Here is a 21527-nt window from a genome sequence, read left to right as displayed (position 1 = left end):
AGTACCGGAACTGCTGTCGAGGCAATAACAACGGAGGAGCCGGAACAAGTTTCTTCCGGCTCCTCCGAGTCATTTCCGGGCAAGTGAATTGCGTTTGCGGAAGGTTCCGGCGATGGAGAGTTTGCTTGAGTATTGGATGGATCCGTAGCGGAAGAGGTGGACGGCGAGGCGGAGGATGAGGAATCCGAGGATAAAGAGTTCGGCGATGATGATTGTTGCTTCGAGCGGGCTAAGGGTGCCGAAGGCGTTGCGGAGCATGGCTGTGATCGGGGCGGAGAGCGGAAAGTAGGTGAAGATCTGCACGATGGGGGCGTTCGGGTCCGAGACGATGAGGGTGACGGCGTAGAAGGGTACAAAGATCAGGCCCATGAGCGGTCCGAAGATGCTGCCGGCGTCCTTGGCCGTGGGCATGATCGCGCCGATCGCGACCAGGACGCCGGTGAAGACGGTGAACCCGCCCAGCAGCAGAAGTGCCCCGACGATCATGGTTCCGGGTTCGAAGGTGAGGTTGGAAAGGTCGAAATCGGGGAGGGCGAGCTTTTCGCGGAAGAAGAGATAGCCGACAGCGATGGGGGCGAGGAAGACGATGATTTGGAGAAGGCCGACCATAAACAAGGCCACGACTTTGCCGACGATCAGGGTGGTCGGGTTCAGGGTGGTGAGGATCATTTCGGTAACCCTGTTTTCCTTCTCCTCCAGGGTGCTGTTGAGCATCTGGTTGGAGAGCAGGATGATCGAGACGTAGAAGATCAGCAGGAACATCAACGGCGGCACGACGGAGCCTAGCCCGCCGGCAAGCTGGCCGTCCTTGAACGCTTGGGATTCAGTTTTCACATTGCCGCTGGCCGCGGCGGTCAGTTGGGGGGAGCCGACGGCGGCTTGGGCCGAGGCGGTGAGGAGTTGCTTGGCGACGGCGTCGTACTTGCCGTTTTCGAAGATCCCTTTGTCCGTCCCGTAGACCTTAACCGGCTGGGTGGCCGGCTCGGCGGGGTACTCAAAATACGCATCTGTAGACCCGGCTTTGACGTCCTGCAGCGCTTTAGCCGGATCGCTGGCTTTCGTCCCGCCCATGGCGGTGGCGATCTGCGGAGTGATGAGACCGGAGGCATCGCTGTAGGTGAAGGACACTGTTGCGGTCTTCTGGGCGTCGGCGCTGGCCGCGGTGGAGGAGTTGCTGAGGAAGACTAGCGCGAACACGATCGCAAGCACCACCGGGATCGCCAGGGTGGCGATCCAGAATCCGCGTTTTTTCATGGTGCGGGTGAATTCGAATCCGATGACGGTGCCGAGGTTGTGCTGGGCGAAGGGGCGCTTCGGCGGGACCGGCCCCGGCCGGGGCGGGGGAGCGGGGGAGGGTTTAGTGCCCGTGGGATGTGTCATGGGGTGTTATGCCTCCGCCATCGTGTGGGCTTCGCCGTATACCTTGATAAAGATTTCATCCAACGACGTTCTCGCGGTGGTGAAGGACCGGACGGCCATGCCGTGATCGATAAGTTCGCGCAGGACGGCGGTTTCGTCGCAGCCGGGGCGTGGTGAGAGCTCGGCATTGGTCCCTGTGTTGGCTACGACGTCGTACAGGGCCGAGGCGGGAAGGACCCCGTCGTAGGAGAGCCGGTAGAGGGTCCCGCCGAATTGTTCCTGGACCTCGGCAACGGTTCCGTACGCCCGGGCCGTCCCGTCCTTGAGCAAGATCACCCGGTCGCAGAGCCGTTCGACTTCTTCCATCTGGTGGGTGACCATGATGACGGTCGCGCCGGCGAGTTTTTGTTCCTCGATGATGTCCATCAGCAGGCGCCGGTTCACCGGGTCAAAACCCTTGGTCGGCTCGTCCAGGATCAACAGCTCCGGATCGTTCATGATGGTCACACCGAGCTGGATTTTCTGCTGCTGACCGCCGGAGAGCTTGTCCAGCCGCATGCCGGCTTTGTCAGCAAGGTCGACCCGGTCCAAATACTCCCGGGACCAGGCTTTGGCGCGCGATTTATCCAGGCCCTTGAGCCGGCCGAAGTACACCATCACATCGAGGACGGACTCCTTTTTGTACAGGCCGCGTTCCTCGGGCAGGTACCCCAGCCGGGCACCGTCCTGCGGGGCGAAAGGTTTACCCCCGATGTGGAGGATCCCGGCCGTCGGCTGGTAAATCCCCAGAAGTGCCCGCAGCGTCGTGGTCTTGCCCGAACCGTTGCTGCCCAGGAACCCGAAAGTTTCCCCGGCCCGAACATCGAAGGAGAGGTCCTTGATGACCGTTGTGTCCCCGAAGTCCATCTGAAAATCCTGGATGTGTACCAGCGGCTCCGCCGCGTCCCCCAACGTCATGCACACCACTCTAACCGGACCCGTTATGGCAGGGTGGCCACGACTCGGCGCGGGGCCGGCCGGTGCCAACGGTGCCCAGACTGCCAACTAGGCTTGGCGCCATGACTTTCGAAGCGGTACTGGATTCCCTTCGCCGGATGGCTAAGGGCTCAACCCACTCCCACACAGGTGTGTGGATCTCAGCCCAACTGCGTCAGCGGATAGCTGCCGGCGAGCTCGCGCCCGGCACAAAGTTATCCGAGGAGGCCCTGGGTGATGCCCTGGGTGTCAGCCGGAACACGCTCCGGGAGGCGTTCACCGCGCTGAACGCCGAACATATTATTACCCGCATTCCCAACCGCGGAGTTTTTGTCGCCAGACCGTCCGCGGCAGACGTTCGTGAAATTTACCGTGTGCGCCGCTTTATTGAACCTGCAGCCGTGCTGTGGCAGGAACCAGCGCCGCTGGATGAGTTGCGGGTAATTGTGGCCGCGGCCCAGCTGGCCAGTTCCAGCGGGGATGTCAACGGGATGGCGGCAGCCAATCAGGAATTCCACCGGGCGTTGGTTGCGCGGGCGGCAAGTGAGCGGCTTGATTTGTTGATGGAGCAGGTCTTGGCGGAAATGCGGCTGGTGTTCCACTCGATGGGATCCGATCCGGCATTCCACGAGCCTTACGTGGCGGACAACGCGCACGTGATTGAGTTGATGGCTACCGGGGACAATGCCGCTGCCGCGGAATTCGTGCGCCGCTATCTTGACCGGGCCGAGGCTCAATTGCTCGAGGCCATGACCGATTAGCCGGGCGCTGCGGCGCCTTGCGTATTGTTCAACAAATCCCTAGGCTGTGGATCACGGTGATGGGCATCACTTTGCGGGGACCACCTTCCCGGCACGGGCCGGCTCGGCCATGCCACGATAACTACTCGCGTCCGCAGATCGGACCTGATCCATGCGGGGATGGATGGATATGCTCGTACTAATCGGAGTTTTGCTGGTCATCGTCGGCTTTGCCATCCGAATGAACCCACTGATTGTTGTTACCGCCTCAGGCATCATCACGGCCCTTCTCGGCGGACTGACGCCGCTTCAAATCCTCGACGCCTTTGGTTCCGGTTTCGCCAGCAGCAGGTCGGTCACGATTTTTGTTGTGGTCCTTCCCGTCATCGGCATCATCGAACGGTTTGGCCTCCAGGAGCAGGCGAAGACTTTGATTTCCAAGCTCGCCAAGCTCACGGCCGGGCGTGTCCTTTTGGGGTACCTCCTGGTCCGCCAAGCCACGGCTGCCCTCGGCCTGACCGGGATCGGCGGCCATGCGCAGACGGTGCGGCCATTGGTCTTCCCGATGGCGGAAGGCGCCGCGCTGCGGCGGTACGGCGAGGTTCCGGAGAAGGTACGGGAAAAAATCAAGGGCCACTCCGCTGCAGCAGACAACGTCGGTGTCTTCTTCGGCGAGGACATTTTTGTCGCAGTAGGCTCGATCCTGCTGATCACCACCTTCGTGGACGCGACATACGGGCTCCACCTGGAGCCGCTTGAGTTGGCCATCTGGGCTATCCCGTCCGCCGTGATCGCCTTCCTGATCCACGGGTTCCGTCTCTTGCGGCTCGACCGCGAGCTGGACCGGGACGTCCAGGCAACCCAACAAGCAGCGAAGACCGCCCAGAGCGCCACTGTCGGAGGCAACGCATGATCAAGGTTGAAGCTGTTTTCTGGCTGATTGGCATTCTTTTTGTTGCCTGGGCATTCTTGATTGCCCGCGATACGACCCATCCGAAGCGCTGGGGCAGTGCGGCTTTTTGGGGACTGCTGGGTGTGTGCTTCTTCTATGGCACTTGGGTCCAGGCTGGCACCGCGCCGCCGTGGATCCTGGGCGTGGCCGTGCTGGTGCTGGTGACTCTTGCCAGCTCGGGACCTCTTGGTGATGGCAAAGCAAGGACCACGAGCATGACAGAGCGCGCCGTATCCGCCACCCGGTTCGGCAACAGGCTCTTCATCCCGGCGCTCGTCCTGCCGGTGGTGACGGTGATCATTGTCCTGCTCGCTCCGGTGCTGAAGATCGGTGGACAACCGATCTTCGATCCCACCAACACAACACTCGTGGCACTGGCCGTCGGTGCCGTCGCGGCTGCCGTCGTCGCCGTCGTTATTCTGCGGCCGAAGCAGAAGCTGACCCCGATTTTCGAAGGGCGCCGCATTCTCGAGTCCATCGGCTGGGCAGCACTGCTGCCGCAGATGCTCTCCACGCTGGGCATTCTGTTCACCAAGGCCGGCGTCGGCACGGCGGTGGGCACGCTGGCCAAAGGCATACTTCCGGAGGGTTCGCTGATTGCTGCCGTGATCGTCTACTCCGTTGGGATGTTCCTCTTTACGGTGCTGATGGGCAACGCCTTCGCCGCGTTTCCCATCATGACAGCCGCCATCGGCTGGCCGGTCCTGGTCCAGGGCTTCCACGGGAATCCAGCGATCATCTTCGCGATCGGCATGCTGGCGGGCTTCTGCGGGACGCTGTGCACACCGATGGCCGCCAACTTCAACCTGGTCCCGGCAGCGTTGCTGGAAATGAAAAACAAATACGGAGTCATCAGGGCCCAGATCGCCACGGCAATTCCGTTGCTGGGCGCCAACACAGCACTGATGTACTTCCTGGCCTTCAACTGACTTTGCCCTTCAAAGGAGCGCGCATGATCCTGAATCCCACGGAACAAATGGACCACCTCGCCGAGGCCTACGCGGACATCGTCCTGGACAACCTGACCCGAGCGTATCCCTACGCCTCCCACCACGTGGAAACGTCCCTGGCGGACCGGGCCAGCCCGCAGGAACTTCACCCGGCGTTCTACACCTCTTTCGACTGGCATTCCTCGGTGCACATGAGCTGGCTCGGCGTCGTCCTGGTGGAGCATGGTCTCGACGCCGACCGTGACAGCGCCCTCCGGGCGGTGCTGGCAGCGAACCTCACCGCTGAAAACCTCGCCGTCGAAGGTGCTTACCTGCTGGCGAACCCCAGCTGGGAGCGTCCGTACGGTTGGGCCTGGCTGGTTCGGCTCGCTGCTGCTGCCGCCTCTTCCCGGGACGCGCAGATCAGGCAATGGGGCAAGAACCTGGATCCGCTGGTGGACATCGTCGCCTCCCTGGTGGCCGGCTGGACCGCCAAAGCGGAGTTCCCGGTCCGGCATGGCCTGCATACCAATGCCGCGTTCGGACTGGGCATGATGCTGGACGCCTTCCGCGCCCTGGGCAGGGACCAGGCTGCCGCCGTTTGTGAGAGAGCGGCACTGAACTGGTTTAGGGACGACGCCGGATGGCCGGGGGAGTGGGAAATGAGCGGGCAGGATTTCCTGTCCGCCGGTTTGAGCGAGGCCGACCTGATGGCCCGGGTGCTCGACGCGGATGCCTTTGCCGCGTGGTTTGCAGCGTTCCTGCCGGGTCTCGCGCCGGATGACAGGATCCTTGCCAAAGCCACTGTCACCGATGAGTCGGACGGGTATCTGGCGCACCTCAACGGGTTAAACCTGACCCGCGCCGGCCAGCTGATCAGAATCCGCCGAGCGCTCTCGGCAGCGCAGGGAACTGGCGCAGCGGCCCGGGTTCTCGACGTCGCGACGATGCCATTGCTGGCCGCAGGCATGGATTCCGTCAGCACCGAGGAGTTTATGTCCAGCCACTGGCTCGCCAGTTTTGCGTGGGACGCTTTGGCCTCGGCACAGTAGGAAATTCACAATGCTTCGGCACGGCCGTGGCCAGGCGCCCTGCCGTGTGTCATCATTTGCAGAGCCCGGACCGGGGCCTTGCCGATAGTCGTAGAACGACGGGCAACCGCCCGCGGTTTTCCGGGGCCCGGCTCCACACATGCGGAGCCGGGCCGGGTTGGCTACTAGGCAGGGGCACCGATGAGCAACGAACCGATCGCAAACTACGCCATGCTCTCGGATTGCAGCTCCGCGGCGCTGGTGAGTCGGGCCGGTTCGGTGGAATGGCTATGCTTTCCACGGTTCGACAGCCCTTCCGTTTTCGGCCGCATCCTGGGCGAGGCTGCCGGTTCCTGGTCAATCCGGCCTGTTGCCCCGTATTCCTCGACGCGGCGCTACCTGGGTCCCACAATGGTGTTGGAGACGACCCACACCACGTCCGCGGGAATCGTTACGGTCACCGACGCGTTGGCGCTCGGGGACGGGATCCGGGGCCACGAACTTGGTGCCGGGGCGCCCGGTACGCTGCTGCGTCATGTGGTCTGCTGCAGCGGGGAGATCGAACTGGAAGTGGTGTTCGCTCCCCGCCCGGACTACGGCCGGGACGTGCCGGAGCTGGCCCGGGTCGAGGGTGGGGTCACGGTTCGGGGCGGCACCCGGATCCTGGCCCTGTCCACCACGGTTCCTTTCGAGCTGGTGGACGGTACTGCCCGGGCGAATCCGGTACTTCGCTCCGGCGACGTTTTGGAGTTCGGCCTCCATCACGAGGACTCCGGCGCCGGATTGCCGGCCTTCTGGAACCCGCAGGAGATCGCGCGGCGGCTTGAGGACACGCTGGAGGGCTGGGCCAGCTGGTCGCGGTTGCACCAAAGTTACGGGGGGCCCTGGCAGGATCTGGTGGCTACCAGCGGTCGGATCCTGCAGGCCCTAACCTACTTTCCGACCGGCGCGATCGTGGCCGCAGCGACGACCTCACTTCCGGAAGTGGCCGGCGGAACCCGGAACTGGGATTACCGCTACACCTGGATCCGGGATGCGAGTATGACATTGCAGGCGCTCTGGGTGGCTGCGTGCCCGGATGAGGCCGGAAAGTTCTTCCAATTCCTCGCGACGGTCTCGGCCAGCCGGCCGGACAGCGACGCGACGCTGCAGATCATGTATGGCATCGGCGGCGAACGGGACTTGTCCGAGCGGGAACTGGCCCACCTTCCGGGCTGGCGCAACAGTGCCCCGGTGCGGGTGGGCAACGGCGCCTGGAACCAGCGCCAACTCGATGTGTACGGCGAACTTCTGGACGCGGCAGCCACCCTTCCTGAGTACCTCACTGCGATGGAGCCCGGAACCCGGAAGTTCCTGGCCGGGGCGGCCGACACCGCGGCATCACTGTGGCAGTCGACCGACCAGGGCATCTGGGAGGTCCGCGGTGCCCCCCGGCATTACCTGCACTCGAAACTGATGTGCTGGGTCGCCGTGGACCGTGCCATCGGCCTCGCCGCGGTCCTGGACGCCGAAGACCGGGTGCCGCAGTGGATCCAAGCGCGTGCCCGGCTTGCCGACTCGATTCGCGTGAACGGCTGGAACGACCACGCCCATGCCTACACGCAGGCGTACGGTTCCGAAGAGCTCGACGCGTCCGTACTGATGCTTGCCATCGTCGGCTTTGTCCCCGCCGATGACCCGCGGATGCTGGCCACGATCAACGCCATCGATGAACGGCTCACCGACAGCCGTGGCCTGGTGTACCGCTACCAGGGGGACGACGGGCTGTCCGGGGAGGAAGGCACGTTCCTGATCTGTACTTTCTGGCTGGCGCACGCACTGGCGTTGGCCGGACAGACCGGACGTGCCCGCGCCGTTTTTGAACGGGCCTCCGGCTTTGCCACCGATCTGGGTCTGATGGCCGAAGAAGTTTCCCCGGACGGCAGCGAGCTGCTCGGCAACTTCCCTCAGGCTTTCAGCCATATCGGCCTGATCAACGCCGCTTGGGCCATTCACACGGCCGAGAACAAGGGACGGGCGCGCATCGGGGACCCCGGAGACGCCACATGAGGGGAGCGAACGCACCCATTGCGGGCAGCCGGCTCCGGGCCGGCCTGCGGCTGGGCCCGCTGCTTGCCCTGGTGGCTGCCGCGGCGGCGGCAGCCCTGCTGTTCCCGTTACCGTCGGTCGATGAAATCCGGAACTAATTCGGCAGCACGGGTTGATGGGGACCTGCCGTATTCATCCTGGCCTATGCCGTCCTGACGCTGGCGCCGGTGCCCAAGAATGTCATGTCGGTTGCCGCCGGGGTGGTGTTTGGCTTCGCAGCCGGCATCGCCGTGGTCTTTGCCGCGGCTATCATGGACGCCGCCGACGTCGCACCCGCCTGGGCGATGATGGAACGCGGCGAGGCCAGCGAGGACCCGAAAACGCGGGAGACCCAGGAACGGCTCGGCTCCTGCATGTACTCAATGAGTCACCCTGACACCGGGCGGCTGGTCCCCGCCTGCGTCCAGCACCCGACCCTGGACGCGGCAGAAAATGCGGGCTCGCGCAAAATGCTGCCACTGCGTCCCGTCAGCCCGGCCGGCGTTCCCGGACCAATGCATCCTTGAGGCGCCATTGCCGCAGTTGCGGACGGTGCTGAGTACCATGGTCCTGCGGGTGCAGGCGCATCAGGACGAAAAATTCGGCCCGGAACCGGCCGGGTTCAAGAATGAGGAACATGAACATGATGAAACCACTGGCCCGGACCGTCGCGCTGGCAGCGGGGACTTTGCTCGCGCTCTCGCTGGCCGCCTGCGGCGCCGGAAATGATCCGCTGAACAATGACCGGCCTTCGGGAAGCAGCACCCCGGGGGCTGCCCTGGTGATCGGCTCGGCAAACTTCCCGGAAAGCGAGACGCTGGCCGAGGTTTACGCGGGTGCGCTCAACGCGGCTGGCATCCCCGCGTCGACGAAGCCAGGAATTGGCTCCCGTGAGGTGTATGTGCGGGCCTTGCAGGACAGGTCGATCGACGTCGTCCCCGATTACAGCGGCAATCTGCTCCGCTACGTTGACAAGAACGCTACCGCTGCCAGTGCCGACGACGTCATGAAAGCACTCCCCGGCAAGCTGCCCGACGAGTTGACAGTGCTCGAAGCGGCCCAAGCGGAGGACAAGGATTCCATCGTGGTCACCGAGGCGACGGCGGCGAAATTCGGGCTCAAAACTCTTGCCGACCTGGGGAAGGTGTGTGATCAGATTGCGCTCGGTATGCCGCCGGAAGCCAAGGAACGGCCCCAGGGCCTCCCGGGGCTCAAAGCGAACTACGGCTGCGAGCCTAAGGAATTCGTCCCCTTCAGCGACGGTGGCGGGCCGGTGACAGTCCGGGCGCTGCTCGATGACAGGATCCAGGCCGCCGATGTCTTCAGCACCTCACCGCTGATTCTCCAGAACAAGCTGGTTTCCCTGGCGGATCCGCTGAACAATTTCGCGGCCCAACAGGTGGTGCCGCTGGCGCTGAAGGACCGGCTGGACGCTAAGAGCACGGAAGTGCTGAACAAGGTGTCACGGGTTCTGACGACGGCGGACTTGCTGAAGTTGAACGAGGAAGTCTCCGGCGACCGGAAGGTAAACCCCCGGGATGCGGCTGCCGCCTGGCTCAAAGATAAAGGATTTACCGGCTAGAAGCATCGTCGCGTCCGTGCCCCGGGCTGCGACCCGCAAGCAGCGCCGGGCCAGCTCAGCTGAGGGGCTCGGCGCTGCTTTTTTAGTGCGCTGCGGCCAGCACTCCGGGAAGCTCGGTCAGGGCATTGACCGTAAAATCTGGCGACTCGAAATAGCCCGGGTAGCTGCTCCCTGACCGGTTTAGCCATGCGGTGCGCAGCCCGGCACGGGCTGCGCCGTGGATGTCCCACGGATGGACGGCGACCAGCAGCATGTCCGCCGGGGCGGCGCCCGAAGCGGCAGCCGCATAGTCGTAGGAACTGCGGGCCGGCTTCCAGGCCGGCGCATCCTCGACCGAGAGCAGCGCCTCGAACTCGTCACGGATCCCAGCCCCACTGAACAGCTTCGCGGCGATCCGGGCAGAGCCGTTGCTGAGGGTGATCAGCCGGAACCCGGCAGCGGCGAGGACTGTAATCCCCGCGGGGACGTCCGGATGTACCTTGAGACCGGTCAGCCCGGCCATAACATGGTCGACCGCCGCGTCCATTGGGCGGTTTAGCTCCACCCCGGTCAGAAGTCCCCGAAGTGCCTCCGCCCCGATCGCGGCGAACGATCCGTTGTCTCCGCTGGCTGTAAGCGCGAAGCCGTCACGCAGCAGGGTCGCGAACCAGAGCTTGGCCAACTCAGCCGGCGCCCCGACGTCGCTGAATTGTCCCCCCATCGCGGACATGTCAGAGAGGGTTTCATTGACGTCAAAGACGATGACTGAGATTGCGGTGGTCATGGATTCTCCTTGTGGTCGTGTGCAGCTCCCCCGACCCAGTCTGCCGCCTTCCCGGCGGGGGGTGCCGCAGGCGGGTGCCCGGGCGCTGCGATGCGCAGCTCACCAGAATTTCTGCACTCCGGCAGCGGCGTCACGCAGCCGGGACCCGTCCAGGAAAATGGAGCACTCTGCCAGGCCGAAGTCTTTCCACTCGGCAACCAGCCGAAGTTTCCCCGCGGGTGGCAACGGCCAGAGCCAGAGCGAGCCGGAGCCGGAGAGCTCGTCGTCGCCGCCGCTCCCGCCTCCGTTTCGCATCAGGAGGACCGGCGGAGCAGGCTCCCCGGGGCCTTCGAAGAATCCGTGCGGATGCGCGCTGGTGCTGGACTTTGAGCCGTCAGGGAAAGCCGCGCCGAAGTGCAGCATCGAAGCTCCCCCGGAGCCCCTTCGGGGGCCGGATCCGGGCCGGAAAAACACGTCGTTGAGATCCGCCCACTCCGCATCGGTCTGGTCGCCCCGGCGGATGGTCCATGACATATCGAACGAACAACCCGTTGAAAAGACATCGGCGCTCTTGACTGCCATCACCAATGTCGGGCTCCGGTGCAGGAACTGACCGATCTGGACAACCGCCGGAAGCTCGTAGGGCGGGGCGCCGGCCCAGACCGGCGGGACGTACCTCACCGCCCGCCCGCGCGGGGGAGTGGGCGGTACCGGGAAGTCCTGAAAGAAGGTCATGGCTGATCCTTTCGTCGGCGGGCAAGGCTGCTACTGCTGCCGGTGCGGGAGCTGGAGGGTGATGGGCGGTGTGGTCATGGGACCGCCGCATTCTTCCGACCCACCCGCCCTGGTCCATTCCGGCCGGGATTCCAGCCCGGCGAGCAAGGTGCCGTCTTGGGTGAGCACACGAGTTTTTACGTCCTCGGGCAATTGGCCCCGGACGGTGCACAACCAGGAATTGATCGCTGTCCGGGCTGAGGTGAAGGGTGCTGCGGATGGTGAAGGGAGTGATGGTGCTGACCCACCCGACGGCAGGGCATACGACGTCGGTGCTGCCGCAGGCGGTCAACTGCAGGGCAGCAGCCACCAGCACGGCGGCAGAGCGAAAGATCCCCCAATTCGACCTCATTGGGCCAGTCTAGACAGGTCCCCGGCTGGCCCCGAGGATCTTCTAACCCGGAGGTTGGGGAAAGCCATGCGCCCGAGGTCACCTCCCAGCACCCGTGTGCCCAGGACGCTGCTGACTGCTGTGAACCCTGCGGGGACCACCCAGAGCAGGCCCAGGTCCACCACCCACACCACAGCGCGGACCGCAGGGCGCAGCCCGCACCACGCCAGGGCAACGCCGACCAGCACCGCGGGGAACCAGCGCCACAGCAAGGTCAGCCATACGGGAGCGTTGGCCACCCCAGCCACTTCGGCAGCTGCGGAGGCCACCCAGGACACAAACGGAACGGCCGCAAGGCCAACCCCCAACGCGACCAAGGCCGGAGAACGGGCTGCGAGGAGAAAGAGCAACACCAGCCCGGCGGCGATTGCGGCCAGCACTCCAGCCAGCAGGCCAGCCAGGTAGAGGCGTGACAACGCACTGGGCGCCAAGCCCTCGCCGACCACATTAAATGCCTGGATCGCTGCTGTTGCCTGCACCAGAAGTACGCCCCCGGCGGCGCACCATGTGACCAGGCGACGGCGCGCCGGGGACCAGCGCCGGACCGCCAGGCCGGCTGCCGCAGCGCCCGTGGTCATTAACGACACCAGTGTGGTGGCTTCGTACTGGCTAAGCGGCAGAAGGGCCAGGGGCATCTGTCCGGGCAGTAGCTGCGAGCCCCAAAGGTTCTGCAGCGGCAGGCGTGCGCCGGTGATCAGCCACGGCGCCAGGCCGAGGATGCCCGCCAGGAGCCCGATCAGGAGAGCTGCTGCCGTGTCCCTGCCCGCCGTTGCCGGCACCTTCTGCTGGCGGGATGCCGGTCCCGCCATTATGCCGTCCGGGACCCCGCTTGAGCCGGCAACGGGCCTTCGTCCACGGACGTGGGGGATACCCTCCGGTTGTGGCGGTTTCGGGAGGAGTTGCCGGTTCGGCGCTAGCCGTCTGTAAGGAGCCTCGCGTAGTTCGCGATGGAGTGCTGATACCTCGGCAGATGTGGAATGAGTGCTTCGAGTGCGACCCGGAGGGCTTCGTCGTGCCGGCCAGCGTCCCGCAGGGCCAGGGCCCGCACCGCGCCGGGGGCTCCGCCCAAGGCGTGCGGGTCGGTGCGGGAGAGGATCCTCAAAGCTTCGTCAGTGTGTCCGAGTGCGCGCTCGGAGCTGGCCATTTGCACCCAGGCGCGGGTCCGCCTGATCGGGTCGAGCCCGGCAGCAAGCCCGGAGTCATAGAAGGAGACGGCATCTGCAGTCCGGCCGGTTGAATCGCGGATACAGGCGCGTTCGAAGTCTGCCCGGCCGTCGGTTGCCGGCGAAGCCGCAGCGAGCTCGTCCAGTTCCTCGATGACGTCGTCGGCGTCACTCGGTGCTGCCTCGAAGGCCGTCCAGAATGCGGCTACGCTGCGCTCCCACTCGTCAATTGTCATGTGCCGATCCTACGTGCGCCCCCTCCGGCCGCTGTACCGTGGAGCGATGGCGATTTCAGGACTCCTCAAGAGGTACGACCAGCAGCTCCGCACGGACGCGGAGACCCCCGGCGCGGCCGCCGTGGAGCGGCTGGGACCCTTGCGGCTCGTGACCTTCGAGGGCGGACGAGGTTTCGTCACCTACCAAGACCTTGCTGGGGCCGGCGCCGAGACGATCGCGCGATGGGTGGCCGAAGCGCTGGCGTTCTACCGCCGCGATCCGGCCATTGTGCGGATCGAATGGAAAACCCGCGGTCACGATCATGCGCCCGGACTCCACGAGGCGCTGCTGAAGCACGGATTCGAGCCCGACGAGACCGAGTCGATTATGATCGGGCCGGCCAGCGAACTGAGCGTCGAGGTGGATCTTCCACCAGGTGTGAGCCTGCGAAAAGTGACCGAGGAACAGGACATCCGGGCCATGAACGCCATGCAGGACAGGGTTTTTGGCAGTCCCGTCTCCGATGGAAACGCTGCAGCAGTCCTGCGTCGGATGGCTCGCCGCGACGGGATGGAATTGTGGGTCGCCGAACATCAGGGGCTGATTGTCAGCGCGGGCCGCCTCGAGCCGGTGTCAGGCACTGACTTCGCGGGAATCTGGGGCGGGGCAACACTCAGCCAGTGGCGCGGCCGGGGCATCTACCGCGCTCTCACCGCGGCCCGGGCCCGCGCCGCATTGACCCTGGGCAAAACGCTCATCCACAGCGATTCAACCGAATATTCACGGCCGATCCTGGAACGCTACGGCCTGCTCCGGGTGTCGACGACGACGCCGTACCGCTGGCGGCGCTGAGGCGAAGAAAACCCGTCCGAGAGCGCTGCTCTGCGGTCGGCCGACGTCGGGCCTGCTTTGCTGTGCTGTTGCTTCGTCCGCCGCGCCGATTCGACCGGACGCGCCGATTCGACCGGACGCGAGTCGCAGCGGACCGCGCAAGCGCAGCCGAATCGGACTTTTGTTGTACCCCAGGACGGATGGGCCTAGAGTGGCCACCTGCCACCTGGGCGACGTCCCGCAGCCGGGACACAAGTCCCATCAGGTTCCGGAACGGGACGCCGGTGGCCGCCATGCCGATCTGACTGAGGAGAAATCTATGGAAACCCGCACTCTCGGTTCACTCACCGTCTCAGCCCTGGGGCTGGGCTGCATGGGCATGAGCGAGTTCTACGGTCGTGGCGAGGAAAAAGAGTCCATCGCAACCATCCAGGCCTTTCTCGATGCCGGCGGCAGCCTGCTGGACACGGCTGACATGTACGGCCCGTTCACAAACGAAGCGCTTGTTGGCCGGGCTATTGCCGGCCGTCGGGAGGACGTGGTGCTCGCCACCAAATTCGGCAACGAACGCCGGGCCGACGGATCCTGGGTCGGCATCAACGGCTCCCCGGACTACGTGCGGGCCGCTTGCGACGCGAGCCTGCAGCGACTGGGCGTGGACCATATCGATCTGTATTACCAGCACCGCGTCGACAAGGCCACCCCGATCGAGGAAACCGTCGGAGCCATGGCTGAGCTGGTTCAGGCCGGAAAAGTCAGGCACCTGGGGTTATCCGAAGCCAGCGCGGACACCGTTCGCCGGGCACATGCGGTGCACCCGATCACGGCCCTGCAGACCGAATATTCGCTGTGGGAACGCGAGCCCGAGACCAAGATAATCCCGGTCCTCGCCGAGCTTGGCATCGGCTTTGTCCCCTACAGCCCGCTCGGCCGAGGTTTCCTGACCGGTCAATTCCGCAGCCCTGACGACTTTGCGGCGGACGATTTCCGCCGGCATTCCCCGCGTTTCCAAGGCGAAAACTTCACCCGCAACTTACAGCTCGTGGATCGGGTGAAGGAGTTGGCGGATACGAAGGACTGCACTCCGGCGCAGTTGGCACTTGCCTGGCTGCTGGCCCAGGGCGAGCATATTGTTCCCATCCCGGGCACCAAGAAGCGCGAACGTCTGTTCGAAAACCTGGGCGCTCCCGACGTCGAACTCTGCCCCGACGACCTGGCCCGCCTCGACGAACTGGCTCCGGCCGGGGCGGCAGCCGGAGCGAGGTACCCGAACATGGACACCATCGATGTCTAGGCGGGCCGTGGCTCGTTCGGAGCGTGCCGGGGCCAGTGCCGATTAGACTCGATTCCGGGCAGGGAACGGCCAGCTGACGGCCGGCCCTGAGCCCGCGACGAGGAGGTCATGATGGCCGGCGGCAGCCGCGAACCCGGCAGGACCGTAACCTCGAAGGTCCTCGCCATCCTGGAAGCCTTTGAAAAGTCCCGGGGCGCTCTCAGCCTCACCGACATTGCCGAAAAGTCCGGGCTGCCGCTGAGCACTGCCCACCGCCTGGTCAACGAACTCACCGACTGGGGGCTCCTCTCCCGCGAGCCCAACGGCCGCTACCAGCTCGGCATCCGGCTCTGGGAACTGGCCCAAAACACCGGTCGGCAGCTCCGCGATGCGGCCCGTCCCTACGTCCAGGATCTGTTCTCGCTCACCGGCGAAACCGCGCACCTGGCGGTCCGGGCCGGCCATGAGGTGCTCTACATCGATCGTGTCTACGGCTCCAGGCGGGTCCCGCGGGCCTCCCGGGTCGGCGGCCGGCTGCCCATGCATGCAACCGCCGTCGGAAAGGTCATCCTGGCCTTCGAGGTGGACTGGGTCCGCGAGGCCTACCTGAACCGGCAGCTGGAGCGGCACACCGCCCACACCCACGTGGACCCCAGGAAGCTGTCCGGGGAGCTGACCCGGATCCGCGAGCAGGGCTACGCCACCACCTTGGAGGAAGTCCGGCTGGGCTCCTGCTCGATCGCCGTCCCGGTCTTCCATACCGGCCGGATTGGCGCCTCGATCGGACTGGTTCTGCCCACCAGCCAGGCCGACACGATGACCCGGCACCTGCCCGTCCTGCGGGGCATCGCCGCTCAGATCGAGCGCGCTACGGCCCGGATCCCGCTGGAAACGCTGCTCGGCAGCAACTTCGCCGGCACGGCCTGAGCCGTCGCCGTCGCCGTCGCACCGGGACGGAAGACAACTGGCTTCCACTGAGTGGAAGCCAGTCCTGTCCGGCGCGGGTGATCGGGGCCACACTGATGAATAAGAACCCCCGGCAAGCACTGCCGCTGCCGGCGGGACCAAAAATCTAGGAGCCCAGATGTCATCGTCGACAGAAACGGCCGGCCGCTGCCCCTATGGTCACGGCGCCGAAGCCCCCGCCGGGCACCATGGCTACGAGCCGTTCCAGATGAAGGATCCGTTTCCGGCGTACGCCGAACTCCGGGCCGAGCAGCCGGTGATGTTCGACGAGCGGATCGGCCTCTACGTTGTTTCCCGCTACGACGACATCAAAGCCGTGTTCGACGACTGGCAGACCTTCTCCAGCGAAAATGCCCAGGCTCCCGTCCGCGAACGCGGCGCCGCAGCAAAGAAGATCATGGAAGACGGCGGCTTCACCGCCTACTCGGGCCTGTCCGCCCGCCGGCCGCCGGAGCACACCCGCATCCGTGCCGTGGTCCAAAAGGCCTTCACTCCCCGGCGCTACAAGGCGCTGGAACCCTTTATCCGGCAGAACGTCGTCGAACTGCTGGAGAAGATGCTGGCCAGCCCGGACCACCGCGGCGACATGGTCAGGGACCTCGCCTACGACGTCCCCACCATCACCATCCTGACCCTGATCGGAGCGGAGGTGTCCCAGGTGGACACCTTCAAACGCTGGAGTGATTCCCGCGCCGCGATGACCTGGGGCGACCTCAGCGACGAGGAACAGATCCCGCACGCCCACAACCTCGTGGAGTACTGGCAGGAATGCCTCCGCCTGGTCAGGGTGGCCCACCAGGAAGGCGGTGACAACCTCACCGCCGACCTGGTGAAATCGCAGCAGGAAGGCGCCGAGATCTCCGACCACGAGATCGCCTCCGTCCTCTACAGCCTGCTCTTCGCCGGCCACGAGACCACCACCACACTGATTTCCAACGCCCTCCGTGAACTCCTGGCCCGCCCCGAGCAGTGGAAGCAGCTCGTAGCAGACCCCAAGACGATCCCTGCGGCCATCGACGAGGTCCTCCGCTACGCCGGATCGATTGTCGGGTGGCGGCGCAAAGCCCTCAAAGACACCGAAGTCGGTGGGGTGGCGATCGAGGAAGGCTCGCAGCTGCTGCTCCTGATGGGCGCCGCAAACCGCGATGAGGGCAAGTTCAGCTCCGGCGAGGACTTCGACATCACCCGCACCAATGCCCGCGAACACCTGTCCTTCGGGTTCGGCATCCACTACTGCCTGGGCAATATGCTCGCCAAGCTGCAGGCCAAAATCGCCCTCGAGGAAGTTGCCCGGCTCGCCCCCGCGCTGCAGCTGGAGAGGCCGGATGACACCACCTTCCGCGAAAACCTCTCCTTCCGCGTCCCCGAGACCGTCCCCGTCAGCTGGAAGGCCTAAAAAACATGCAAAGCAACGAATACATCCAGTTCTTCGACGGCGGCATCGAGCCGAAACTTGAAAACTTGGGCGGCAAGGGCGCCTCCCTGGTCACGATGACTTCCGCCGGCATGCCAGTTCCTCCCGGCTTCGTCGTCACCACCGCGCAGTTCGATGCGTTTATGGAAGAAGCAGGCATCACCCGGCATATCCACCAGCTCCTTGCCGATCTGGATCCCGGGGACATGGGCCAGGTGGATAAGGTCTCCGCCGCCATCCGCGAGGACATCTGCTCCCGCCCGGTGCCGCAGGCGATGCGCGAACTCACCGTCGGAGCCTATAACGCCCTGATGTCCCGCTTTGAGGAGCCGGTCCCGGTCGCCGTGCGGTCCAGTGCCACGGCCGAGGACCTCCCGGACGCCTCCTTCGCCGGCCAGCAGGACACTTATCTCTGGCTCGACGGCGTCAAGGCCGTCACCGAGCACATCAGGCAGTGCTGGGCCTCGCTCTTTACTTCCCGCGCAATCATTTACCGGCTCCGGAACAACATCCCCAACGAGGGCCTGTCGATGGCCGTGGTGGTGCAGAAGATGGTCAACGCCCGTGTTTCCGGCGTCGCGATCACCATGGACCCCACCAACGGCGACCGCTCCAAGATCACCATCGACTCCTCCTACGGGGTCGGCGAAATGGTGGTCTCCGGCCAGGTCACCCCGGACAACATCATGCTGGACAAGGTCACCCTGGCCGTCATCTTCGAACACCTCGGCGACAAGCACGCCGAACTCGTCCCCGACGCCGCGGCCGGTCGCCTGGTGGAACGGGAGGTCGATGCCGAACGCCGCGGCCGCCGCAGCCTCAGCGACGACGAACTCGCGGCCGTCGCGCAAATGGCCAAGCGCGCGGAGAAGCACTACAAGTGCCCGCAGGACATCGAATGGGCACTCGACGGCGACCTGCCCGACGGCGAAAACCTGCTCCTGCTCCAGTCCCGCCCCGAGACGGTGCATTCCTCCAAGCCGAGTGTCCCGTCGGCTGCTGCCGCTGGCGGCTACTTCAGCGGACTCAGCCCCCGCCAGCTCACCTAACAAGTCCTGACCCCCTATCCCGCTCCCTCACCCAGGCTCAACGCCGAGCCCGCACTGAAAGGACCGCCATGTCCCTGAAATCCTTCCCCAAGCCCTCCGAGCTTGCGGTCCCCGCCGGAGCCGAGGGCTGGGAAAAGATCTACCCTTACTACCTGGTGTTCCAGGACAAGCTCAAGGAGCAGGAGGACGCCAAGTTCTGGTTCTGCGACAGCCAGCACTGGCCCACCGTGTTCAAGCCCTTCGAGACCATCGGCGGCGAATTCGCGGTCAAGTGCCTGGGCCAGTACAACGCCCGGCACCTGATGATCCCCAACGCCAACGGCATCGAATTCCGGGTCCACCTGGGCTACCTCTACATGTCGCCCATCCCGGTGCCCGAGGACCAGATCGCCGCGCGGGTGCCCCTGTTCGAGCAGCGGGTTGGCCACTACTTCCAGAACTGGGATGAGCTCCTCAAGCAGTGGCACATCAAGGTCAAGGGGACCATCGACGAGATGGAAACCATCTCCTTCCCCAAGCTCCCGGACGTGGTCCCGATCGAGGACATCCTCTCCGGCAAGGGCAAGGACGGCTCCGAGAAGCTGCTTGAGAGCTACGACCGGCTGATCCAGCTGGCCTACCAGAACTGGCAGTACCACTTCGAGTTCCTCAACCTCGGCTACATCGCCTACCTGGACTTCTTCAACTTCTGCAAGCAGGTCTTCCCCAACATCCCCGACCAGTCCATCGCCACGATGGTCCAGGGCGTGGACATGGAACTCTTCCGCCCGGATGACGAGCTGAAGGGGCTGGCTAAACTGGCCGTCGAACTTGAGCTGCAGTCGCTCTTCGGCAACACCGACGACGTCGGGTCCACCCTGGCGGCCATCGCCGCGGCCCCCGGCGGGGACCGCTGGACGGCCCAGTACGAGGCCGCCAAGGACCCGTGGTTCAACTTCACCGTGGGCAACGGCTTCTACGGCCACGACAAGTACTGGAACGAACACCAGGAAATCCCGCTCGGCTACATCGCCGACTACATCCGCCGCGTGGACGAGGGCCAGGAAATCATGCGGCCCGTCGAGGCCCTGATCATCGAACGCGACCGCATCATCGGGGAATACCGGGACCTGCTCGAAGGCGGAAACCTGGCACTTTTCGACGCCAAGCGCGGCCTTGCCGCCACCGCCTACCCGTACGTGGAGAACCACAACTTCTACATCGAGCACTGGACCATGGGCGTCTTCTGGCGCAAGATCCGCGAACTGTCCCGCATGATGCAGGCTGAAGGCTTCTGGACCGAACCGGACGACCTGCTCTACCTGGGCCGCAACGAGGTCCGTGACGCGCTCTTCGACCTCGTCACCGGATGGGGTGTCGGCGCGAAGCCCATTGGTCCGGACTACTGGCCGGAGGAAATCGAGCGCCGCCGCGGGATCGTGGATGCGCTCAAAACCGCCCGGCCCGCACCGGCACTGAACACCCCGCCGGAGATCATCACCGAACCCTTCACCCGGATGCTTTGGGGCATCACCACCGAACAGGTCCAGCAATGGCTTGGGGCCGGCGAAGCAGTCGAAGGCGGCGGTCTGCGCGGCATGGCCGCCTCACCCGGCGTCGTGGAAGGCCTGGCACGCGTCATCACCGACGCGGACCAACTATCCGAGGTGCAGCAGGGCGAAATCCTGGTGGCCACCGTCACGGCACCGTCCTGGGGGCCGATCTTCGGCAAGATCAAGGCCACGGTCACGGACATCGGCGGCATGATGAGCCACGCGGCGATCGTCTGCCGGGAGTACGGCCTGCCGGCCGTGACCGGCACCGGCTCGGCGTCCACCACAATCAAGACCGGGCAGCGGCTTCGCGTGGACGGCACGAAGGGCACGGTCCAGATCCTCGACGCCGAAGACGAACTGGTCATCGCCGGACCGGGCGCGCACAGCCACAGCCATGTCTGATCCGCAGTTGGACGGTGCGGGGCAGCCTGCCCGCACCGTCCTGATCACCGGTGCCGCCGGCGGGCTCGGCCGGGCGTTCGCGCTCGGCTTCGGCCGCCGCGGCTACCGCGTGGCGGTGGCGGACGTAAACCTCGACGGCGCACAGGAAACTGCCAGGCTGGTTCTGGCTACCGGTGCCGATGCCGTCGCCCTCCACGCCGACGTCACCAGCGTCGGCTCCACCGAGGCGCTGGCGAAAAGCTGCGCGGATTTCGGCAGCGGAAGCATCGACGTTGTGCTCAACAACGCCGCGGTATACGCCGGAGTGACCCGCAGCCCGTTCGAGGACATCGACCCGGCCGAATGGGACCTGGTGATGAACGTCAACCTCAAGGGCCCGTGGCTCGTCACGAGGGCCGCGAGCCCGTACCTGCCCGAGGGCGGGCGCGTCATCAACCTCTCCAGCGCCACCGTTTTCAGTGGCTCGGAGCAGTGGCTGCACTACGTCGCCTCCAAAGGCGGCGTGGTGGCCCTAACCCGGGTGATGGCCAAGGAACTGGGCCGGCGGGGAATCACGGTCAATGCGATCGCCCCGGGCTTCACCCTGACCGAAGCAAGCTACGGGCTGATGGCGGACGCCGAAAACTACGGTGTGGACCGGGGCGCCATCAAGCGGGCCAGCCAGCCGGAGGACATCGTGGGCGCGGCCCTTTTCCTGGCCGGTCCGGACAGTTCCTACTACACCGGCCAGACCATGGTGGTCGACGGCGGCCGCCAGTTCATCTGACCCCGCCCTTGACCTCACCTTTCCGCTTTTCAATCCAAGGAGGACCAATGCCAACGGTTCATTTCACCGACGCCGCGGGCGCAGTCCGCGACGTCCAGGGCAACGCCGGCGACTCGGTCATGGAGACCGCAGTGCGCAACGGCGTCACCGGCATCGTGGCCGAGTGCGGCGGTTCGCTCTCCTGCGCCACCTGCCACGTTTTTGTCCGGGAGGACTGCCTCTCGCAGCTTCCGGCCATGGAGGACATGGAAGACGAGATGCTTTACGGCACCGCTGTGGACCGTGCGGACAACTCGCGCCTGTCCTGCCAGCTCCGCCTCACCGATGAGCTCGAACTGTTCGTCACTACCCCGGAAACGCAGGTGTAGTG

Annotated in this window: 22 protein-coding genes; 16 read left to right on the top strand and 6 right to left on the bottom strand. The window is 65.1% G+C overall.

The window, feature by feature from the left end; all coding sequences use genetic code 11:
* Positions 1 to 69: 69 nt before the first annotated feature.
* Positions 70 to 1254 (bottom strand): ABC transporter permease, encoded by a 1185-nt coding sequence (locus QMG72_RS06885; RefSeq protein WP_502934653.1) that lies wholly within the window; start codon positions 1252 to 1254, stop codon positions 70 to 72.
* A 132-nt stretch (positions 1255 to 1386) separates the two neighbouring features.
* On the bottom strand, positions 1387 to 2316 hold the full coding sequence (locus tag QMG72_RS06880; protein ID WP_282359440.1) for an ABC transporter ATP-binding protein: 930 nt from the start codon (positions 2314 to 2316) through the stop codon (positions 1387 to 1389).
* Positions 2317 to 2417: 101 nt separating this feature from the next.
* On the opposite strand from QMG72_RS06880, the gene QMG72_RS06875 reads away from it, so the two are divergent.
* From QMG72_RS06875 to QMG72_RS06840, 8 genes are all read left to right on the top strand, one after another.
* Positions 2418 to 3095 carry a GntR family transcriptional regulator gene (locus QMG72_RS06875; protein ID WP_283480102.1) on the top strand — a complete coding sequence of 226 codons (678 nt, stop codon included), beginning with the start codon at positions 2418 to 2420 and terminating at the stop codon, positions 3093 to 3095.
* A gap of 169 nt (positions 3096 to 3264) precedes the next feature.
* The gene (locus tag QMG72_RS06870; protein ID WP_282359442.1) at positions 3265 to 3987 is read left to right on the top strand and encodes a DUF969 domain-containing protein; all 723 of its coding nucleotides are present in this window, start codon (positions 3265 to 3267) and stop codon (positions 3985 to 3987) included.
* On the top strand, positions 3984 to 4955 hold the full coding sequence (locus QMG72_RS06865) for a DUF979 domain-containing protein (RefSeq protein ID WP_282359443.1): 972 nt from the start codon (positions 3984 to 3986) through the stop codon (positions 4953 to 4955). Before QMG72_RS06870 ends, QMG72_RS06865 begins: the two co-directional genes overlap by 4 nt.
* 23 nt (positions 4956 to 4978) lie before the next feature.
* Complete coding sequence (locus QMG72_RS06860) at positions 4979 to 6007, top strand: DUF2891 family protein (RefSeq protein ID WP_283480101.1); 1029 nt, start codon at positions 4979 to 4981, stop codon at positions 6005 to 6007.
* Between the two features lie 180 nt (positions 6008 to 6187).
* Entirely contained in the window at positions 6188 to 8035 is a 1848-nt protein-coding gene (locus QMG72_RS06855) for a glycoside hydrolase family 15 protein (RefSeq protein WP_283480100.1), read from the top strand.
* On the top strand, positions 8032 to 8172 hold the full coding sequence (locus QMG72_RS06850; protein WP_283480099.1) for a hypothetical protein: 141 nt from the start codon (positions 8032 to 8034) through the stop codon (positions 8170 to 8172). The genes QMG72_RS06855 and QMG72_RS06850 overlap by 4 nt, the downstream gene beginning before the upstream one ends.
* A gap of 69 nt (positions 8173 to 8241) precedes the next feature.
* Complete coding sequence (locus tag QMG72_RS06845) at positions 8242 to 8580, top strand: hypothetical protein (RefSeq protein WP_283480098.1); 339 nt, start codon at positions 8242 to 8244, stop codon at positions 8578 to 8580.
* A 116-nt stretch (positions 8581 to 8696) separates the two neighbouring features.
* Positions 8697 to 9635, top strand: a complete 939-nt coding sequence (locus QMG72_RS06840; RefSeq protein ID WP_396021217.1) for an ABC transporter substrate-binding protein — start codon at positions 8697 to 8699, stop codon at positions 9633 to 9635.
* Between the two features lie 82 nt (positions 9636 to 9717).
* On the opposite strand, the gene QMG72_RS06835 is transcribed toward QMG72_RS06840, so the two are convergent.
* The 4 genes from QMG72_RS06835 to QMG72_RS06820 all read right to left on the bottom strand — a co-directional run bounded on the left by QMG72_RS06835 (position 9718) and on the right by QMG72_RS06820 (position 12941).
* Positions 9718 to 10398 carry a haloacid dehalogenase type II gene (locus QMG72_RS06835; RefSeq protein WP_226773486.1) on the bottom strand — a complete coding sequence of 227 codons (681 nt, stop codon included), beginning with the start codon at positions 10396 to 10398 and terminating at the stop codon, positions 9718 to 9720.
* Positions 10399 to 10497: 99 nt separating this feature from the next.
* Positions 10498 to 11112 (bottom strand): hypothetical protein, encoded by a 615-nt coding sequence (locus QMG72_RS06830; protein ID WP_283480097.1) that lies wholly within the window; start codon positions 11110 to 11112, stop codon positions 10498 to 10500.
* Between the two features lie 387 nt (positions 11113 to 11499).
* Positions 11500 to 12351 (bottom strand): hypothetical protein, encoded by an 852-nt coding sequence (locus QMG72_RS06825; protein ID WP_282359449.1) that lies wholly within the window; start codon positions 12349 to 12351, stop codon positions 11500 to 11502.
* A gap of 104 nt (positions 12352 to 12455) precedes the next feature.
* Positions 12456 to 12941 carry a tetratricopeptide repeat protein gene (locus QMG72_RS06820; protein WP_283480096.1) on the bottom strand — a complete coding sequence of 162 codons (486 nt, stop codon included), beginning with the start codon at positions 12939 to 12941 and terminating at the stop codon, positions 12456 to 12458.
* A gap of 46 nt (positions 12942 to 12987) precedes the next feature.
* Between QMG72_RS06820 and QMG72_RS06815 the strand changes: the two genes are divergently transcribed.
* The 8 genes from QMG72_RS06815 to QMG72_RS06780 all read left to right on the top strand — a co-directional run bounded on the left by QMG72_RS06815 (position 12988) and on the right by QMG72_RS06780 (position 21525).
* Complete coding sequence (locus QMG72_RS06815) at positions 12988 to 13773, top strand: GNAT family N-acetyltransferase (protein WP_226773491.1); 786 nt, start codon at positions 12988 to 12990, stop codon at positions 13771 to 13773.
* 298 nt (positions 13774 to 14071) lie between these two features.
* Positions 14072 to 15046 carry an aldo/keto reductase gene (locus QMG72_RS06810; RefSeq protein WP_283480095.1) on the top strand — a complete coding sequence of 325 codons (975 nt, stop codon included), beginning with the start codon at positions 14072 to 14074 and terminating at the stop codon, positions 15044 to 15046.
* A gap of 111 nt (positions 15047 to 15157) precedes the next feature.
* Positions 15158 to 15952: an IclR family transcriptional regulator gene (locus QMG72_RS06805; RefSeq protein ID WP_226773516.1), complete on the top strand. Its 795-nt coding sequence runs from the start codon at positions 15158 to 15160 to the stop codon at positions 15950 to 15952.
* A 157-nt stretch (positions 15953 to 16109) separates the two neighbouring features.
* Positions 16110 to 17387, top strand: a complete 1278-nt coding sequence (locus QMG72_RS06800; RefSeq protein ID WP_283480094.1) for a cytochrome P450 — start codon at positions 16110 to 16112, stop codon at positions 17385 to 17387.
* Between the two features lie 5 nt (positions 17388 to 17392).
* On the top strand, positions 17393 to 18454 hold the full coding sequence (locus QMG72_RS06795; protein WP_283480093.1) for a PEP/pyruvate-binding domain-containing protein: 1062 nt from the start codon (positions 17393 to 17395) through the stop codon (positions 18452 to 18454).
* A gap of 68 nt (positions 18455 to 18522) precedes the next feature.
* Positions 18523 to 20391 carry a PEP-utilizing enzyme gene (locus QMG72_RS06790; RefSeq protein ID WP_283480092.1) on the top strand — a complete coding sequence of 623 codons (1869 nt, stop codon included), beginning with the start codon at positions 18523 to 18525 and terminating at the stop codon, positions 20389 to 20391.
* Positions 20384 to 21157, top strand: a complete 774-nt coding sequence (locus QMG72_RS06785; protein WP_226773496.1) for an SDR family NAD(P)-dependent oxidoreductase — start codon at positions 20384 to 20386, stop codon at positions 21155 to 21157. Before QMG72_RS06790 ends, QMG72_RS06785 begins: the two co-directional genes overlap by 8 nt.
* Before the next feature lie 47 nt (positions 21158 to 21204).
* Positions 21205 to 21525 carry a 2Fe-2S iron-sulfur cluster-binding protein gene (locus QMG72_RS06780; protein ID WP_226773497.1) on the top strand — a complete coding sequence of 107 codons (321 nt, stop codon included), beginning with the start codon at positions 21205 to 21207 and terminating at the stop codon, positions 21523 to 21525.
* Positions 21526 to 21527 lie beyond the last annotated feature (2 nt).

Origin of the sequence: Pseudarthrobacter sp. PH31-O2 (assembly GCF_030063265.1) — a bacterium.
Lineage (GTDB): Bacteria > Actinomycetota > Actinomycetes > Actinomycetales > Micrococcaceae > Arthrobacter.
Note: the sequence above shows the minus strand (reverse complement) of the source record. Positions and strands in the feature narration are given on the sequence as shown.

Bases quoted from the DNA above. Each gene is read 5' to 3' on its own strand.
- QMG72_RS06885 (WP_502934653.1), bottom strand. From the start codon at position 1,254: ATGAAAAAACGCGGATTCTGGATCGCCACCCTGGCGATCCCGGTGGTG.
- QMG72_RS06880 (WP_282359440.1), bottom strand. From the start codon at position 2,316: ATGACGTTGGGGGACGCGGCGGAGCCGCTGGTACACATCCAGGATTTT.
- QMG72_RS06875 (WP_283480102.1), top strand. From the start codon at position 2,418: ATGACTTTCGAAGCGGTACTGGATTCCCTTCGCCGGATGGCTAAGGGC.
- QMG72_RS06870 (WP_282359442.1), top strand. From the start codon at position 3,265: ATGCTCGTACTAATCGGAGTTTTGCTGGTCATCGTCGGCTTTGCCATC.
- QMG72_RS06865 (WP_282359443.1), top strand. From the start codon at position 3,984: ATGATCAAGGTTGAAGCTGTTTTCTGGCTGATTGGCATTCTTTTTGTT.
- QMG72_RS06860 (WP_283480101.1), top strand. From the start codon at position 4,979: ATGATCCTGAATCCCACGGAACAAATGGACCACCTCGCCGAGGCCTAC.
- QMG72_RS06855 (WP_283480100.1), top strand. From the start codon at position 6,188: ATGAGCAACGAACCGATCGCAAACTACGCCATGCTCTCGGATTGCAGC.
- QMG72_RS06850 (WP_283480099.1), top strand. From the start codon at position 8,032: ATGAGGGGAGCGAACGCACCCATTGCGGGCAGCCGGCTCCGGGCCGGC.
- QMG72_RS06840 (WP_396021217.1), top strand. From the start codon at position 8,697: ATGATGAAACCACTGGCCCGGACCGTCGCGCTGGCAGCGGGGACTTTG.
- QMG72_RS06835 (WP_226773486.1), bottom strand. From the start codon at position 10,398: ATGACCACCGCAATCTCAGTCATCGTCTTTGACGTCAATGAAACCCTC.
- QMG72_RS06830 (WP_283480097.1), bottom strand. From the start codon at position 11,112: ATGACCTTCTTTCAGGACTTCCCGGTACCGCCCACTCCCCCGCGCGGG.
- QMG72_RS06825 (WP_282359449.1), bottom strand. From the start codon at position 12,351: ATGGCGGGACCGGCATCCCGCCAGCAGAAGGTGCCGGCAACGGCGGGC.
- QMG72_RS06820 (WP_283480096.1), bottom strand. From the start codon at position 12,941: ATGACAATTGACGAGTGGGAGCGCAGCGTAGCCGCATTCTGGACGGCC.
- QMG72_RS06815 (WP_226773491.1), top strand. From the start codon at position 12,988: ATGGCGATTTCAGGACTCCTCAAGAGGTACGACCAGCAGCTCCGCACG.
- QMG72_RS06810 (WP_283480095.1), top strand. From the start codon at position 14,072: ATGGAAACCCGCACTCTCGGTTCACTCACCGTCTCAGCCCTGGGGCTG.
- QMG72_RS06805 (WP_226773516.1), top strand. From the start codon at position 15,158: ATGGCCGGCGGCAGCCGCGAACCCGGCAGGACCGTAACCTCGAAGGTC.
- QMG72_RS06800 (WP_283480094.1), top strand. From the start codon at position 16,110: ATGTCATCGTCGACAGAAACGGCCGGCCGCTGCCCCTATGGTCACGGC.
- QMG72_RS06795 (WP_283480093.1), top strand. From the start codon at position 17,393: ATGCAAAGCAACGAATACATCCAGTTCTTCGACGGCGGCATCGAGCCG.
- QMG72_RS06790 (WP_283480092.1), top strand. From the start codon at position 18,523: ATGTCCCTGAAATCCTTCCCCAAGCCCTCCGAGCTTGCGGTCCCCGCC.
- QMG72_RS06785 (WP_226773496.1), top strand. From the start codon at position 20,384: ATGTCTGATCCGCAGTTGGACGGTGCGGGGCAGCCTGCCCGCACCGTC.
- QMG72_RS06780 (WP_226773497.1), top strand. From the start codon at position 21,205: ATGCCAACGGTTCATTTCACCGACGCCGCGGGCGCAGTCCGCGACGTC.